At 66.6% G+C, this 12,855-nt stretch carries 17 protein-coding genes; 10 read left to right on the top strand and 7 right to left on the bottom strand.

Features of this window, described 5'->3' with window-relative positions:
- Positions 1-139: 139 nt before the first annotated feature.
- Both RPB_RS01815 and RPB_RS01810 read left to right on the top strand, forming a co-directional pair.
- Complete coding sequence (locus RPB_RS01815) at positions 140-871, top strand: GyrI-like domain-containing protein (protein WP_011439259.1); 732 nt, start codon at positions 140-142, stop codon at positions 869-871.
- Positions 868-1,581 (top strand): SIMPL domain-containing protein, encoded by a 714-nt coding sequence (locus RPB_RS01810; protein ID WP_011439258.1) that lies wholly within the window; start codon positions 868-870, stop codon positions 1,579-1,581. Before RPB_RS01815 ends, RPB_RS01810 begins: the two co-directional genes overlap by 4 nt.
- 199 nt (positions 1,582-1,780) lie before the next feature.
- On the opposite strand, the gene RPB_RS01805 is transcribed toward RPB_RS01810, so the two are convergent.
- From RPB_RS01805 to RPB_RS01795, 3 genes are read right to left on the bottom strand one after another with little or no spacing between them, the layout of a single operon-like run.
- Complete coding sequence (locus RPB_RS01805; RefSeq protein ID WP_011439257.1) at positions 1,781-2,842, bottom strand: MBL fold metallo-hydrolase; 1,062 nt, start codon at positions 2,840-2,842, stop codon at positions 1,781-1,783.
- Positions 2,843-2,846: 4 nt separating this feature from the next.
- On the bottom strand, positions 2,847-3,248 hold the full coding sequence (locus tag RPB_RS01800; RefSeq protein ID WP_011439256.1) for a type II toxin-antitoxin system VapC family toxin: 402 nt from the start codon (positions 3,246-3,248) through the stop codon (positions 2,847-2,849).
- Between the two features lies 1 nt (position 3,249).
- Positions 3,250-3,495: a type II toxin-antitoxin system Phd/YefM family antitoxin gene (locus RPB_RS01795; protein WP_011439255.1), complete on the bottom strand. Its 246-nt coding sequence runs from the start codon at positions 3,493-3,495 to the stop codon at positions 3,250-3,252.
- Between the two features lie 266 nt (positions 3,496-3,761).
- Between RPB_RS01795 and ffh the strand changes: the two genes are divergently transcribed.
- From ffh to leuC, 7 genes are all read left to right on the top strand, one after another.
- On the top strand, positions 3,762-5,306 hold the full coding sequence (gene ffh, locus RPB_RS01790) for a signal recognition particle protein (protein WP_011439254.1): 1,545 nt from the start codon (positions 3,762-3,764) through the stop codon (positions 5,304-5,306).
- 1 nt (position 5,307) lies between these two features.
- Positions 5,308-5,901, top strand: a complete 594-nt coding sequence (locus tag RPB_RS01785) for a hypothetical protein (RefSeq protein WP_157038765.1) — start codon at positions 5,308-5,310, stop codon at positions 5,899-5,901.
- Positions 5,901-6,233 (top strand): 30S ribosomal protein S16, encoded by a 333-nt coding sequence (gene rpsP, locus RPB_RS01780; RefSeq protein ID WP_011439253.1) that lies wholly within the window; start codon positions 5,901-5,903, stop codon positions 6,231-6,233. The genes RPB_RS01785 and rpsP overlap by 1 nt, the downstream gene beginning before the upstream one ends.
- A 6-nt stretch (positions 6,234-6,239) precedes the next feature.
- A complete protein-coding gene (gene rimM, locus RPB_RS01775) occupies positions 6,240-6,788 on the top strand; it encodes a ribosome maturation factor RimM (protein ID WP_011439252.1) in 549 nt (182 codons plus the stop codon).
- A gap of 148 nt (positions 6,789-6,936) precedes the next feature.
- On the top strand, positions 6,937-7,695 hold the full coding sequence (gene trmD, locus RPB_RS01770; protein WP_011439251.1) for a tRNA (guanosine(37)-N1)-methyltransferase TrmD: 759 nt from the start codon (positions 6,937-6,939) through the stop codon (positions 7,693-7,695).
- 112 nt (positions 7,696-7,807) lie between these two features.
- A complete protein-coding gene (rplS, locus tag RPB_RS01765; RefSeq protein WP_011439250.1) occupies positions 7,808-8,203 on the top strand; it encodes a 50S ribosomal protein L19 in 396 nt (131 codons plus the stop codon).
- A gap of 315 nt (positions 8,204-8,518) precedes the next feature.
- Positions 8,519-9,931, top strand: a complete 1,413-nt coding sequence (leuC, locus tag RPB_RS01760; RefSeq protein WP_011439249.1) for a 3-isopropylmalate dehydratase large subunit — start codon at positions 8,519-8,521, stop codon at positions 9,929-9,931.
- A 156-nt stretch (positions 9,932-10,087) separates the two neighbouring features.
- On the opposite strand, the gene RPB_RS01755 is transcribed toward leuC, so the two are convergent.
- The 4 genes from RPB_RS01755 to RPB_RS01740 all read right to left on the bottom strand — a co-directional run bounded on the left by RPB_RS01755 (position 10,088) and on the right by RPB_RS01740 (position 12,263).
- Positions 10,088-10,753, bottom strand: coding sequence for a hypothetical protein (locus RPB_RS01755; RefSeq protein WP_011439248.1), 666 nt, complete (start codon positions 10,751-10,753; stop codon positions 10,088-10,090).
- 146 nt (positions 10,754-10,899) lie between these two features.
- The gene (locus RPB_RS01750) at positions 10,900-11,247 is read right to left on the bottom strand and encodes a hypothetical protein (protein ID WP_011439247.1); all 348 of its coding nucleotides are present in this window, start codon (positions 11,245-11,247) and stop codon (positions 10,900-10,902) included.
- Positions 11,248-11,383: 136 nt separating this feature from the next.
- Positions 11,384-11,662 (bottom strand): hypothetical protein, encoded by a 279-nt coding sequence (locus tag RPB_RS01745; RefSeq protein ID WP_011439246.1) that lies wholly within the window; start codon positions 11,660-11,662, stop codon positions 11,384-11,386.
- A gap of 268 nt (positions 11,663-11,930) precedes the next feature.
- Entirely contained in the window at positions 11,931-12,263 is a 333-nt protein-coding gene (locus RPB_RS01740; protein WP_011439245.1) for a hypothetical protein, read from the bottom strand.
- A 115-nt stretch (positions 12,264-12,378) separates the two neighbouring features.
- On the opposite strand from RPB_RS01740, the gene RPB_RS01735 reads away from it, so the two are divergent.
- Positions 12,379-12,780, top strand: coding sequence for a metallopeptidase family protein (locus RPB_RS01735; RefSeq protein WP_011439244.1), 402 nt, complete (start codon positions 12,379-12,381; stop codon positions 12,778-12,780).
- Positions 12,781-12,855 lie beyond the last annotated feature (75 nt).

Here is a 12,855-nt window from a genome sequence, read left to right as displayed (position 1 = left end):
CGCCACAGTCAGGCCACACGCCGATCGCAAGGGACGAAAGCGGCTGCCGGATGTTATGAAGGACGCCGGGATCGCGATCCGCCGGGCGTCGAGGATCGCAGGGACAGGGCCATCCGCTCGCGGCCAGGGAGACATTGGAATGAACCGCCCCCGCTTGTTTCACGCCAGCCTGCGCGGGCTGGCATCGGCCGCCGCGCTGATGCTGGTCACGGCCGCCGCGTCGGCGCAGACCGAGACCAAACCCGCCGATCCGGCGCCGCCGCCTGCCGCCACGACGCCCGCACCTGAAGCCGCGCCGGCCCCCGCGACTCCTGCGCCGGCGCCTGCGCCGCCCGCGACCGAAACTCCGGCGCCGCCGCCGCCCGCGGCCGAGGCGCCTGCGGTGCCGCCGGTGTCGAAGGTGCAGAGCGCCGATCCGTTCGGCGAGGAGATCACGCTGGAGCCGAAGACCGCGGTGATCCTCAAGGGCAAGGCCAATTGGGACAACGCGTTCGAGAGTCTGATCGAGGCGTTCAAGTCAGTGACGGCGCTGCTCGCCAAGCAGGGCATCAAGTCGAACGGCAATCCGATGATCGTCTACACCTCGACCGACGACAACGGCTTCACCTTCCAGGCCGAGATCCCGGTGCCCGAAGCGCCGAAGAATCTGCCCCAGACGATGAGCATGGGGACGACGCCCGACGGCAAGGCGCTGAAATTCGTCCATCGCGGCTCCTACGACAACATGGACAACACCTACGAGGCGATCACCAACCATCTCGACGAGAAGAAACTGGAAGCCAAGGACACCTTCGTCGAGGAATACACCACCGATCCGCTGACCACCGCGGAAGACAAGCTCGTGATCAACGTCTATGTGCCGATGAAATGACGATGCCGTTCCGTTCTGTGATCGCCGCCGCTCTGGTCGTCTCCGCTCTGGTTGTCGCCGCGCCGGCTTCGGCCCAATCCGCACCACCGTCCCCGCCATCGATCACCGTGACCGGCGAGGCGCAGAAATCGGTTGCGCCGGATATCGCCCAGATCGAGGCCGGCGTGTCCAATATGGCGAAGACCGCCCGCGCCGCCGCCGAGGCCAACAACGTCGCGATGGGCAAGGTGCTGCTCGAATTGAAGAACGCCGGCGTCGACGGCAAGGACACCCAGACCTCGCGGCTGTCGATCCAGCCGCAATATGCGTCGAACCGCTCGGGGCCGAGCGAGATCAACGGCTATCTGGCCAGCAATCTGGTGACCGTGAAGGTGCGCGACATCGCGCGGGTCGCCGGGCTGGTCGATACGCTGGTGACCGCCGGCGCCAACGAGATCCGCGGCATCGGCTTCCGGGTCGCCGATCCGTCGAAGCTGCTCGACGACGTCCGCGCCGAGGCGATCGCCGACGCCCGCCGCAAGGCCGAGGTCTATGCCCGCGCCGCCGGCGTCACGCTCGGCGCGCCGCTGCTGATCTCGGAGGACACGCAGCAGGGCATCGCGCCGATGCGCAAGATGGTGGCGATGCAATCCGCCGCCACGCCGGTCGCCCCCGGCGAGGAGACGCTGAGCGTCAGCGTGACGGTGAGTTGGGCCATCAAGGCGCCGTAGTCTCATCGGCTATCGGCAGCTATCGGCGAAGAGGTTTTTATGATTCCGTCATTGCGAGCGCAGCGAAGCAATCCAGTTTGGCGAGCGCCGTCTGGATTGCTTCGTCGCGGAGCCTGTGCTCGGACGGCGCGGAGCGCCGATCCGGGTGCTCCTCGCAATGACGAGAGCGTATCCCTCGCCCAGTGCAATCGAATTTCCGTCAGATTTCGAAAACCTGCCCCGGCTTCAGCACCGGAAAGCGCTCGCGCGGCACCGCAGCGGCGTCGAGCGCCGCATACAGTTCCAGCTCCGGCGCATCGATCGCCTCGTCGGTGAGCTGGAAGGTGCCGTGATGGTTCGCCAGCGCCTGCCGGGCGCCGCAATCCGCCAGCGCCATCACGGCGTCGGCGGGGTTCATGTGCTGGTCCTTCATGAACCAGCGCGGCGCATAGGCGCCGATCGGCAGGATCGCCAGCCGCAGCGGCGCGTGCGCCTCGCGGACGTTACGGAAGTGCCGGCCGTCGCCATAGCCGGAATCGCAGACGACGTAGATCCTGCCGGCCGGCGTCTCCAGGACGAACGACGCCCACAGCGCGCGATTGCGGTCGAACGGGCCGCGCGCGGTCCAGTGCCGGGTCGGCACCAGCGTCACGGCGACGCCGGGCCCGAGCTCGACGCGGTCGCGCCAGTCATAGGCCTCGGCGCGGATCGCGCTGTCGTGCGAAGCCATCGTCAGATCGTTGCCGAGCGGCGTGATCACCCGCGGTGCATGCTGCGCGGCGAGCCGCGACAGCGTCGCCAGGTCGAGGTGATCGTAGTGGCCGTGCGACACCAGCACGATGTCGATCTTGGGCAGCTTGTCGAACGCGATGCCGGGATCGTTGTGCCGCTTGGGGCCGGCGAAGCTGACCGGCGACACCCGCTCCGACCACACCGGATCGACCAGGATATTGAGCCCGCCGGTCTGAATCAGCCAGCTCGCATGACCGACGAAACTCAGCCGCGCCCTGGCGCCTTCGACGCGCGGCGGCGGGGTGTCGGCGAACGGGCTCGGCGCCCAGTCCGGCCATTTGGCCGGCTTGGTGGTGAAGCGCCAGCGCAGCACGTCGAGCCACCCCTTCGGCGCCGCGCCGTCGCGATCGAAGAAGCGCTCGCCGTCGAAATGATCGGTGATCGGGCCTTTGTAGGAGGTCATGCGGGAAACCCAGAACGAGGAAAGCCCGGCCGTGGCGGCGAGGGCGGCGAGGCTCGCCAGCAACGTTCGGCGCGAGATCGGGTTCATCGGCTCATGCGATCAGCGCGACGTCTTCGGACTTCGCCGCGCGCGCCAGCGCCTTGTCGAGCGTCGCCAGCTCGATTCGCTCGCGTTGCGCCAGTTCGAGATAGGCGGCGTCGTAGAAGGTCAGGCGATGGCGCTGGGCCAACGTGATGAGAGAGCGGTCGTCAGGAATTGGAGCAATCTCGATCGCCACAAGATTGAGTTGCAGTAAAAAGCTCTCGAGACGTGGAAGCTCCAATCGCTTACGGCGAACTGCCACCAGCAATGCATTTCGTGTTTCGAACCACCAGTGAGCTGGAACGATTGCGGTCGCGATTCTCGAAAGATCGAATGCTCTATCCGCTATAGCCGAAGCTTCGTCCTGCATGCACCACGACACGGCAACGGACGCGTCGACAACGAAGCGCACGTTAGCTCCGTCCCTCGTCGCGCCAGGACAGGATCTCTTCCACAGTGGCACGCGGCGCGGTCTTTCGGAGCTCGCGAATTTCTTCGATCGCTCGGCGAGCTTCTTCTCTTCTGCTCTCGTCGAACGGCGGCGCGATGTCGAACGATTTTGCCCCATCTCGGCTGATCGTGACCGTCTCGCCGCGCTCGACCTCGTCGAGCAGCTCCGCGATGTTGGCGCGCGCATCCGCCAGGCTGACGTGCTTCATGACTTTCGACCTCTGTTAAGTCACCGATATATAGCAGTTTTCCGTCCGCCCGGCAGTCCCGTCGAAAGCGCCAAATGCCGCAATTCTTGACTTCGGCGCGGCGTCGCGTCTAGATGCCCGCGAAATCTCGGAAAGTTTTCTTTTCGATCCGCCGACCGGCCCTCGAGACCGGAGGTCAACGCCCGACAGCGCGATGCGCCCTCGGGCGCCATAAGTGTTTGCTTCTGTAGGCCTTTCACCGGAAGGCCGTCGCTGGAACTGGGCCGATGTTCGACAATCTGTCGGAAAAGCTGGGTGGGATTCTCGATCGGCTGACCGGGCGCGGGTCGCTGAGCGAGGCCGATGTCGATGCGGCGATGCGCGAGATCCGCCGCGCGCTGCTCGAGGCCGACGTCGCGCTCGAAGTGGTGCGCTCGTTCACCGACAAGGTCCGCGAGCAGGCGGTCGGCGCCACCGTCGTCAAATCGGTCAAGCCCGGCCAGATGGTGGTCAAGATCGTCAATGACGAGCTGATCGCCATGCTGGGCTCCGACAGCCAGGCGATCGACCTCAATGCCGTGGCGCCGGTGCCGATCATGATGGTCGGCCTGCAGGGCTCGGGCAAGACCACCACCACCGCCAAGCTGGCGCGCCGGATGACCAGCCGCGACAAGCGCAAGGTGCTGATGGCGTCGCTCGACGTCTATCGCCCGGCGGCGATGGAGCAGCTCGCGGTGCTCGGCCGCGACCTTTCGATCGACACGCTGCCGATCGTCGCCGGGCAGAAGCCGCCGGATATCGCGCGGCGCGCGATGGAAGCCGGACGGCTCGGCGGCTACGACGTGGTGCTGCTCGACACCGCCGGCCGCACCACGCTCGACGAAGACATGATGACCGAGGCGGCCGAGATCAAAGCCGCCGCCAATCCGCACGAAGTGCTGCTGGTCGCGGACTCGCTGACCGGCCAGGACGCGGTCAATCTGGCGCGCGCCTTCGACGAACGCGTCGGCCTCACCGGCATCGTGCTGACGCGGATCGATGGTGACGGCCGCGGCGGCGCGGCGTTGTCGATGCGCGCGGTCACCGGCAAGCCGATCAAGCTGATGGGCACCGGCGAAAAGACCGATGCGCTGGAAGATTTCCACCCGAGCCGGATCGCCGGCCGCATCCTCGGCATGGGCGACGTCGTCTCGCTGGTCGAGAAGGCCGCCTCGACGCTCGACGCCGAGAAGGCCGCCGCTGCCGTCGAGAAGATGCGCAAGGGCAAGTTCGACCTCGCCGACATGCGCGAACAGCTCGAGCAGATGACCAAGATGGGCGGCATCGGCGGGCTGATGGGCATGATGCCCGGCATCTCCAAGATGAAGAACCAGATCGCCGCCGCCGGCGTCGACGACAAGATCCTCAAGCGCCAGGTCGCGATCATCGATTCGATGACCCGCGAGGAGCGCAAGAACCCCGACATCCTCAAGGCCAGCCGCAAGAAGCGGATCGCCGCCGGCGCCGGCATCAAGGTCGAGGACGTCAACAAGCTGCTGAAAATGCACCGCAACATGGCCGACATGATGAAGGCCGTGGGCCGCGGCAAGGGCGGCCCGATGGCCGGCCTGGCGCAGGCGATGGGCTTCGGCGGCGGCTTGCCCTCGGCCGAGCAGATCAAGGCGATGCAGGACAAGATGCAGTCGGGCGAGATGCCCGGCGGGCTGCCCGAGCTGCCGAAGGATCTGCCGCCGAGCCTGCGTGGCGGCCTGCCCAATCTGCCCGGCCTCACGGGTCTTTCCGGCAAGCCGACCCTGCCCGGCCTCGGCGGCCTGTTCGGGAAGAAGAAATGACATGTTTGAATCCGCCTCTAATCTGGCAGTTCCGATCATATCCGCCCTTGCCTCGATCGGAGCTTCGGTGGTCTCAGCTAGCGTTTCCGTATGGGCATCAAGGCGCAGTGGCTCGCAAAAGCTTGCCGAAATGCGCGAGGCTTGGATCGACGATCTTAGGAATAAACTTGCTGAGTTCGTCGGTACGATGCATCGGATTATGAACGAGGCTGATACTTCAGTTACTAAGGAGCGGGAGATGCTTCTCAGGCAACTGAATTCGGATCTGATGCGAACCGAGAGCTATATCTCCATGAAAGTAAATCATGGAGAGGCAGTGTCGCAGCGACTGCTGGATTCTATGGCTCAGTCTCGCGGCTGCGCAGCATATATTTCGAACGGAGCGCGAGACCTCGTGGAACGAGCGCAGCTTCACTTGGATGAGATGCAGGCAATCAGTCGCTTGGTAATGAAGTCAGAGTGGAACCGTGTGAAGAATGACTTCATTCGACCAAGCAAGAGAATTCTAGAATCTCAGCAATCAAACCTTCAGCGCCAACTCGATCAAATTCCTAATAGTTGCGCGCCGTTCCAACCCAAAGGAGAAATACGTTAATGTCCGTCGTCATCCGCCTCGCGCGCGCTGGTACCAAGAAGCGCCCGTTCTATCACGTCGTCGTCGCCGATTCGCGCTTTCCCCGCGACGGCCGCTTCATCGAGCGGCTCGGTTACTTCAATCCGCTGATGGCGAAGGACAACGAGGCGCGCCTCAAGCTCGACCTCGACAAGGTCAAGGATTGGCTCGCCAAGGGTGCGCAGCCGTCCGACCGCGTCGCCCGCTTCCTCGACATCACCGGCGTCAAGAAGCGCGAAGCCCGCAACAATCCCGAAAAGGCGGTGCCGCGCAAGGAGCGCAAGGCCGCCGCCGAAGCCGCCGCCAAGAAGTAAGCGCGGATGCCGTCCGGGCCGATTTCCGTCGCCCGGCAAGTCTGCGTCGCGCGAATCGGCGCGCCGCACGGCGTGCGCGGCGCGATGCGGCTGTGGAGCTTCACCGCCGATCCGCTCGCCGTCGGCGACTACGGCCCGCTGTCGACCAAGGACGGCACACGCTCGTTCGAGATCGCCACCGCGCGCGCCGCCAAGGATCATCTGGTGGTGACGCTGAAGGGCGTCACCACGCGCGACGAGGCGGTGCGCCTCAACGGCCTCGAACTGTATGTGCCGCGCGACGCCCTGCCGCCGACCGAGGACGACGAGTACTATCACGCCGACCTGATCGGCCTGCCGGCGATCACGACGTCCGGCGAGCCGCTCGGCCGCGTGCTGGCGATCCACAATTTCGGCGCCGGCGACATCATCGAGATCGCGCCGGCTTCCGGCCCGACGCTGCTGCTGCCGTTCACCAACGCGGTGGTGCCGACGGTCGACCTCGCCGCCGGGCAGGTGATCATCGAACTGCCCGCCGAGATCGAGGGCGACACGCCGAACCATCCGGAGGCGTGAGGCGCGAGGCGGCATTGTTTCGCGGACGCGTCGCAACACTTATGATCGTCATCGCCGGGCTTGACCCGGCGATCCATCTTCTTGCGAAGGCGATGGATGCCCGGATCAAGTCCGGGCATGACGTCCGAATTCGCTGCACGGCCTACACATGACCTGGCGCGCCACCGTCCTCACGCTGTTTCCGGAGATGTTTCCCGGGCCGCTCGGCGTCAGCCTGGCGGGGCGGGGGCTGGCGGCCGGGCTGTGGGCGCTGGAGGCGCGCGACATCCGCGACTCGGCCACTGACCGACACCGTAGCGTCGACGACACCCCGGCCGGCGGCGGGCCCGGCATGGTGCTGCGCGCCGACGTGCTGGCGGCGGCGATCGACGCCGCCGATCCTGTGCCGGGCCGTCCCCGGCTGGTGATGAGCCCGCGCGGTCGGCCATTGACCCAGGCGCGCGTCGCGGAACTGGCGGCTGGGCCCGGCCCGCTGATCGTCTGCGGCCGGTTCGAGGGCATCGACCAGCGCGTGATCGACGCCCGGAACCTGGAGGAGGTCTCGATCGGCGACTACGTGCTGTCCGGCGGCGAGATCGCCGCGCTGGCGCTGATCGATGCCTGCGTCCGGCTGCTGCCCGGGGTGATGGGCAAGCTCGATTCCTCGGCCGAGGAGAGCTTTTCGGCCGGGTTGCTGGAATATCCGCAATACACAAGGCCGAAGAGTTTCGAGGGCCGTCCGATCCCCGAGATCCTGACCTCGGGCGACCACGCCAAGGTCGCCGCCTGGCGGCAGGCCGAGGCCGAGGCGCTGACCCGGGCGCGCCGGCCTGATTTGTGGGCCGCAAGATCTGTGGCAAGACCCGCCGCAAACGCCCCCGCAAAAGGCGAATCGCAAAAAACGCCAAAAAACAAGACGGACGGGTGACAAACCCCCAGGATTGCCGTATAGCACCGGCAAATCCGTGCAATGGCAGGACAGTGATCTTCGCGCAGCCCGCGCCGGGATGGTCGGGCGCGCCGCCGATGGAGAGTTACCGATGAACCTCATTCAGACGCTCGAAAAAGAGCAGTTCGACAAGCTGTCCGCCGGCAAGACGATTCCGGAATTCGGCCCCGGCGACACCGTCATCGTCAACGTGAAGGTCGTCGAAGGCGAGCGCTCGCGCGTGCAGGCCTATGAGGGCGTCTGCATCGGCCGCTCCGGCGGCGGCATCAACGAGAGCTTCACCGTCCGCAAGATTTCCTACGGCGAAGGCGTCGAGCGCGTGTTCCCGCTGCTGTCCCCGATGATCGACTCGATCAAGGTGGTGCGCCGCGGCAAGGTGCGTCGCGCCAAGCTGTATTACCTGCGCAACCTGCGCGGCAAATCGGCCCGCATCGTCGAAAAGAAGCAGGACCGCCCGGCCAAGGTCGCCGCCGGCGCCGCCGAGTAATTCCACCCCCATCCGGGTGACAGATAGCGCGGCCTTCGGGTCGCGCTTTTTTGTTGCGGCTGCCGTGCCGGCGCGCGCGACCTCGGTACATTGTCGGCCGCGCCTGACGTGCTATATGGATGGAATGTTTCCAGACAGCCCGCCCACCTTGCCGATCGTACTCGACGACCGCAGCCGCCTGCCATGGCGGTTCTTCGGGCGGCTGACGACGTCGGCGCTCGCGGCCTGAGCGCAAACGCTTTCGCGCGGTTGTCGCGCTGATGCGACGCACGCTTCCCAAACTCCGCTTCAAATTCCGGTTCGAGGACTGACACGATGTCCGCTGCAAAACCCACCACGCTGTACGACAAGATCTGGAACGACCATCTGGTGCACGAGGCCGAGGACGGCACCTGCCTGCTGTATATCGACCGTCATCTGGTGCACGAAGTGACCAGCCCGCAGGCCTTCGAAGGGCTGCGCACCGCCGGCCGCAAGGTCCATGCGCCGGAGAAGACGCTGGCGGTGGTCGATCACAACGTGCCGACCACCGATCGCTCCAAGCCTAATCCGGATCCGGAGAGCGCCGAGCAGATCGCCGCTCTGGCCGAGAACGCCCGCGACTTCGGCGTCACCTACTACAACGAGTTCGACAAGCGGCAGGGCGTGGTCCACGTCATCGGCCCGGAGCAGGGCTTCACGCTGCCCGGCACCACCATCGTCTGCGGCGACAGCCACACCTCGACGCATGGCGCGTTCGGCGCGCTGGCGCACGGCATCGGCACCTCCGAGGTCGAGCACGTCCTCGCCACCCAGACGCTGATCCAGAAGAAGGCCAAGAACATGCGCGTGACCGTCGACGGCGATCTGCCGGACGGCGTCACCGCCAAGGACATCATCCTGGCCATCATCGGCGAGATCGGCACCGCGGGTGGCACCGGCTACGTGCTGGAATACGCCGGCGATGCGATCCGCGCGCTGTCGATGGAAGGCCGCATGACGGTCTGCAACATGTCGATCGAAGGCGGCGCCCGCGCCGGCCTGATCGCGCCCGATGAGAAGGCCTATGCGTACTTGAAGGGCCGCCCGATGGCGCCGACCGGCGCCCATTGGGACGCCGCGATGCGCTATTGGGACACGCTGCGTTCCGACGAGGGCGCGCATTTCGACCACGAACTCCGGCTCGATGCCGCAGCGCTGCCGCCGATCGTGACCTGGGGCACCTCGCCCGAAGACGTCATCTCGGTCACCGGAAAGGTGCCGAACCCGGCCGACATCGCCGACGAGGCCAAGCGGCTCTCCAAAGAGCGCGCGCTGGCCTATATGGGGCTGACGCCGGGGACGAAGATCACCGACATCAAGATCGACCGGATGTTCATCGGTTCCTGCACCAACGGCCGGATCGAGGATCTGCGCGCCGCCGCCAAGGTCGCCGAGGGCAAGACCGTCAACGCCAATGTCAACGCCATCATCGTGCCGGGCTCCGGGCTGGTGAAGGAACAGGCCGAGGCCGAGGGGCTGGACAAGATCTTCGTCAAGGCCGGCTTCGAATGGCGTGAGCCGGGCTGCTCGATGTGCCTCGCCATGAACCCCGACAAGCTCGCCCCGGAAGAGCGCTGCGCCTCGACCTCGAACCGCAATTTCGAAGGCCGTCAGGGCTTCAAGGGCCGCACCCATCTGGTGTCGCCTGCGATGGCGGCGGCGGCGGCGATCGCCGGCCACTTCGTCGACATCCGCGACTGGCGCTGAGCAACGCAATCATTGCCGGGCTCGACCCGGCAACCGCTCTTCAGAAGAGCGATGGACCGCCGAATCAAGTCCGGCGGTGACGGTCGGAGCGATGATGGGATGAAACACAACAGGCGCCCCTCGGGCGCCTGTTGCGGTTTCAGCGGTCGCTGTGAGCTACCAGTACACCCGCCAGGCGCGGTGGTGGCGGTGGTGGTGCCGCCACGGCCGCAATTTGCAGACGCGACGCGGGCCGTAATAAGTGTAGACGATGCGGCAGAACCGGCGCGGGGCGTAGTAGCGCGGGCCGTAATACACCGGCGCGTAGTAGCGCGGCCCGTAATAGCCGTAGACGCGCGGGCGGACATAGTGCCGACGGACGCCGTAATGCGGCCGATAGCCGTAGTGACGCGGACCGAAGTGTCGCGGACCGACGAAGCGCGGGCCGCCGTAGAACTGCCGTTGATGGACGATCGGGCCGCGTCCGATGTGACCGCCGCCGCGATAGCCGCCGCCGTGGAATGCCGGGCGGAAACCGCCGCCGCGGAACCCGCCGCCATGATGAACTCCGCCGCCGCGGAAGCCACCACCGCCATGAAAGCCTCCGCCGCCGCGATGACCGCCGCCGCCGATCTGACCCACCACGGGAATCGGGGTCTCGGTCGCGACCTTGCTGGTGGTGGCGGTGGCCGGGCTCGCCGGCGACAGCGCCTGCGCGCGCGGCGCGGCGGCGATCGAGACGGCCAGAGCCGCGACGGTCGCGACCGCGATCGAGCCGATCCGGCTCAGCAGTGTGGTCCGATCGGAACGGCGTGGTGTGAGGATTCTCGCAGGCGCAATCATCGGCGCTCCCCCGGCGCCGTCACGCGGCGCGCTGACGAATTGGTTTTGTCGCTCCCACGCGCAGGCTAGGAGGCGCAAACTGAACGCGCCATGAATAGGCGCCGGCGGCAGCGCGCCGGCTTGCTACGCCGATCAGCCCGTGGCGCTTACCAGGATGGCTGGAGGCCGTAGCCGCCGAAGCCGAACGGGAAGAACGGCGCCATATCGTACGGACGATAGTAAGAGGGGCGCCCGTCGTAGCGCGGCGCGACGTAGCGCTGATGCGCGCCCCGGCGAGGATGCCGATGCGCGAATCGCCGGGCCTGGCGATGCGCATGGGCGCGGCCGCGATGCCGCGCGCTGAACTCGGTCGCGGCCATCGCGCGCGCCTCGCCGGCCTGTGCGGCGCGCGGTGCGCTCACCGTCGAGGGCTGCGCCGCCACTGCCGGCATCACCACTTCCGGCATCGCGCCGAGCACGGCCGCAACGATCGTTGCTGCTATCCAACATCGCATCGCATCATCCTCCGCCGCATGACCGATCGCATTGCCGTCATGGTAGCGCGACGCGCGTCATCGCGACAGCCGAAACACAAACAGGCCCGAACAACGGGCCTGTTTGCTGAACAAGAGGTTCAGATTCGCGCGGCGATCAACGCCAGTGGCGGCGATAATGGTGGCGCGGCCCGTAGTGCCGGTGCGGGCGATGCATGTGACGGCGGTAGGCGCGGTGGTGGCGGTAGCGAGGGTGATGCCGATAGCCGCGGTGATGACGGTACTGCACTTCGCTGGCTTCGGGGATCACGTCGCGCTGAACCGTGGTGGCGAGCCCGGCGCTCGACATCGGCGCGGCCTGCGCGCGATCGGCCGGGGCGGCGATCAGCAGCAATCCCGCGATGGCGGCGAGACCGGAGAGCTTCAGAATCTTCATTGATCAGTTCCTTGGTTCGAGATGCGCTTCGTCCAGCGTGATGCGGCTTGGTGTCGATCACCGCAGAGCGACCGGCGTCGCTCGTGATCATGCTGAGGCGCGTGGCGTGAATGCGGAGTGAATGCGTCCCGCGCTGGTGAATGCGCAGAGTGTCGCCGTGGTTCCTGAGATCGGGAGAATTGAAGCGTGCGCCAGCAACAGTTCCGCTGCTACGCGTCTCGCGACGGGATGCGCGCGAAGACCAGCGCGGCCGGCGTGGCGGTGCTTGTCAGCCGCGGCGCCAGTAACAGTTCATCCGCGGCGTGATCACGGTTCCGCTCGGGCGATATTCCTGCACATAGGTCGCGGTGCATTCGCGCACGGCATTGCGGCCGGGAAAATAGCGCGGATAGACGTCGTCGCCCGGGGCCACGCGCGGATAGATCCGCAGCCGGCGCGGCGGGCGCCGCTCTTGCGCGGACATATCGGTCAGGGGCGCGGCGGCGGCCGAAGCCTGCGGCCGGGATGTCTGCGCCTGCGCCGGTTCCGCGGCCTGCAGCAGCAGCGCTGCGGCCAGCGCCGCTGCCGCCAGCCCCGCCGTGTTGGTCATCCGTCGGATCATCACAACCGCCCCGTCCCCGTGTCGCCGCCGGCAAAGTCCCCGATCGGCGCGCCGCCGTCAACCGCAGCAATCTGCCGCCTTTGCCGAACGCCCCGCCATCCCCTACAACGCCACCATGTGGATCACCGCCAAGGCGCCCTCGCTCGCCGAGTTCGAGGAGATGGCGCACGAGATGTTCGGCAAGCTGCCGCGGGAGTTTCGCGCCCTGTGCGAGGGCGTGATCATCCGCGTCGACGACTTCCCGACCGACGAGGTGCTGGATGAGCTCGGCGCCCAGACCGAATACGACCTGCTCGGGCTGTTCCAGGGCATCGGCCTGCCGCAGCGCTCCAGCCAGGACATCGCGCCGATGCCGAACATGATCTGGCTGTATCGCCGGCCGATCCTGGATTACTGGGCCGAGAACGACGAGACCCTGGGCCACATCGTCAGCCACGTCCTGATCCACGAAATCGGCCACCATTTCGGCCTGTCCGACGACGACATGGAAGAGATCGAGGCGCAGGTGGCGGACTGACAGGCCCGCTCCTCCGTCATTGCGAGGCGCACCCGGATCGGCGCTGTGCGCCGTCCGGGCACAGGCTCCGCGACA

Source organism: Rhodopseudomonas palustris HaA2 (genome assembly GCF_000013365.1).
Classification (GTDB): Bacteria; Pseudomonadota; Alphaproteobacteria; order Rhizobiales; family Xanthobacteraceae; genus Rhodopseudomonas; species Rhodopseudomonas palustris_J.
Note: the sequence above shows the minus strand (reverse complement) of the source record. Positions and strands in the feature narration are given on the sequence as shown.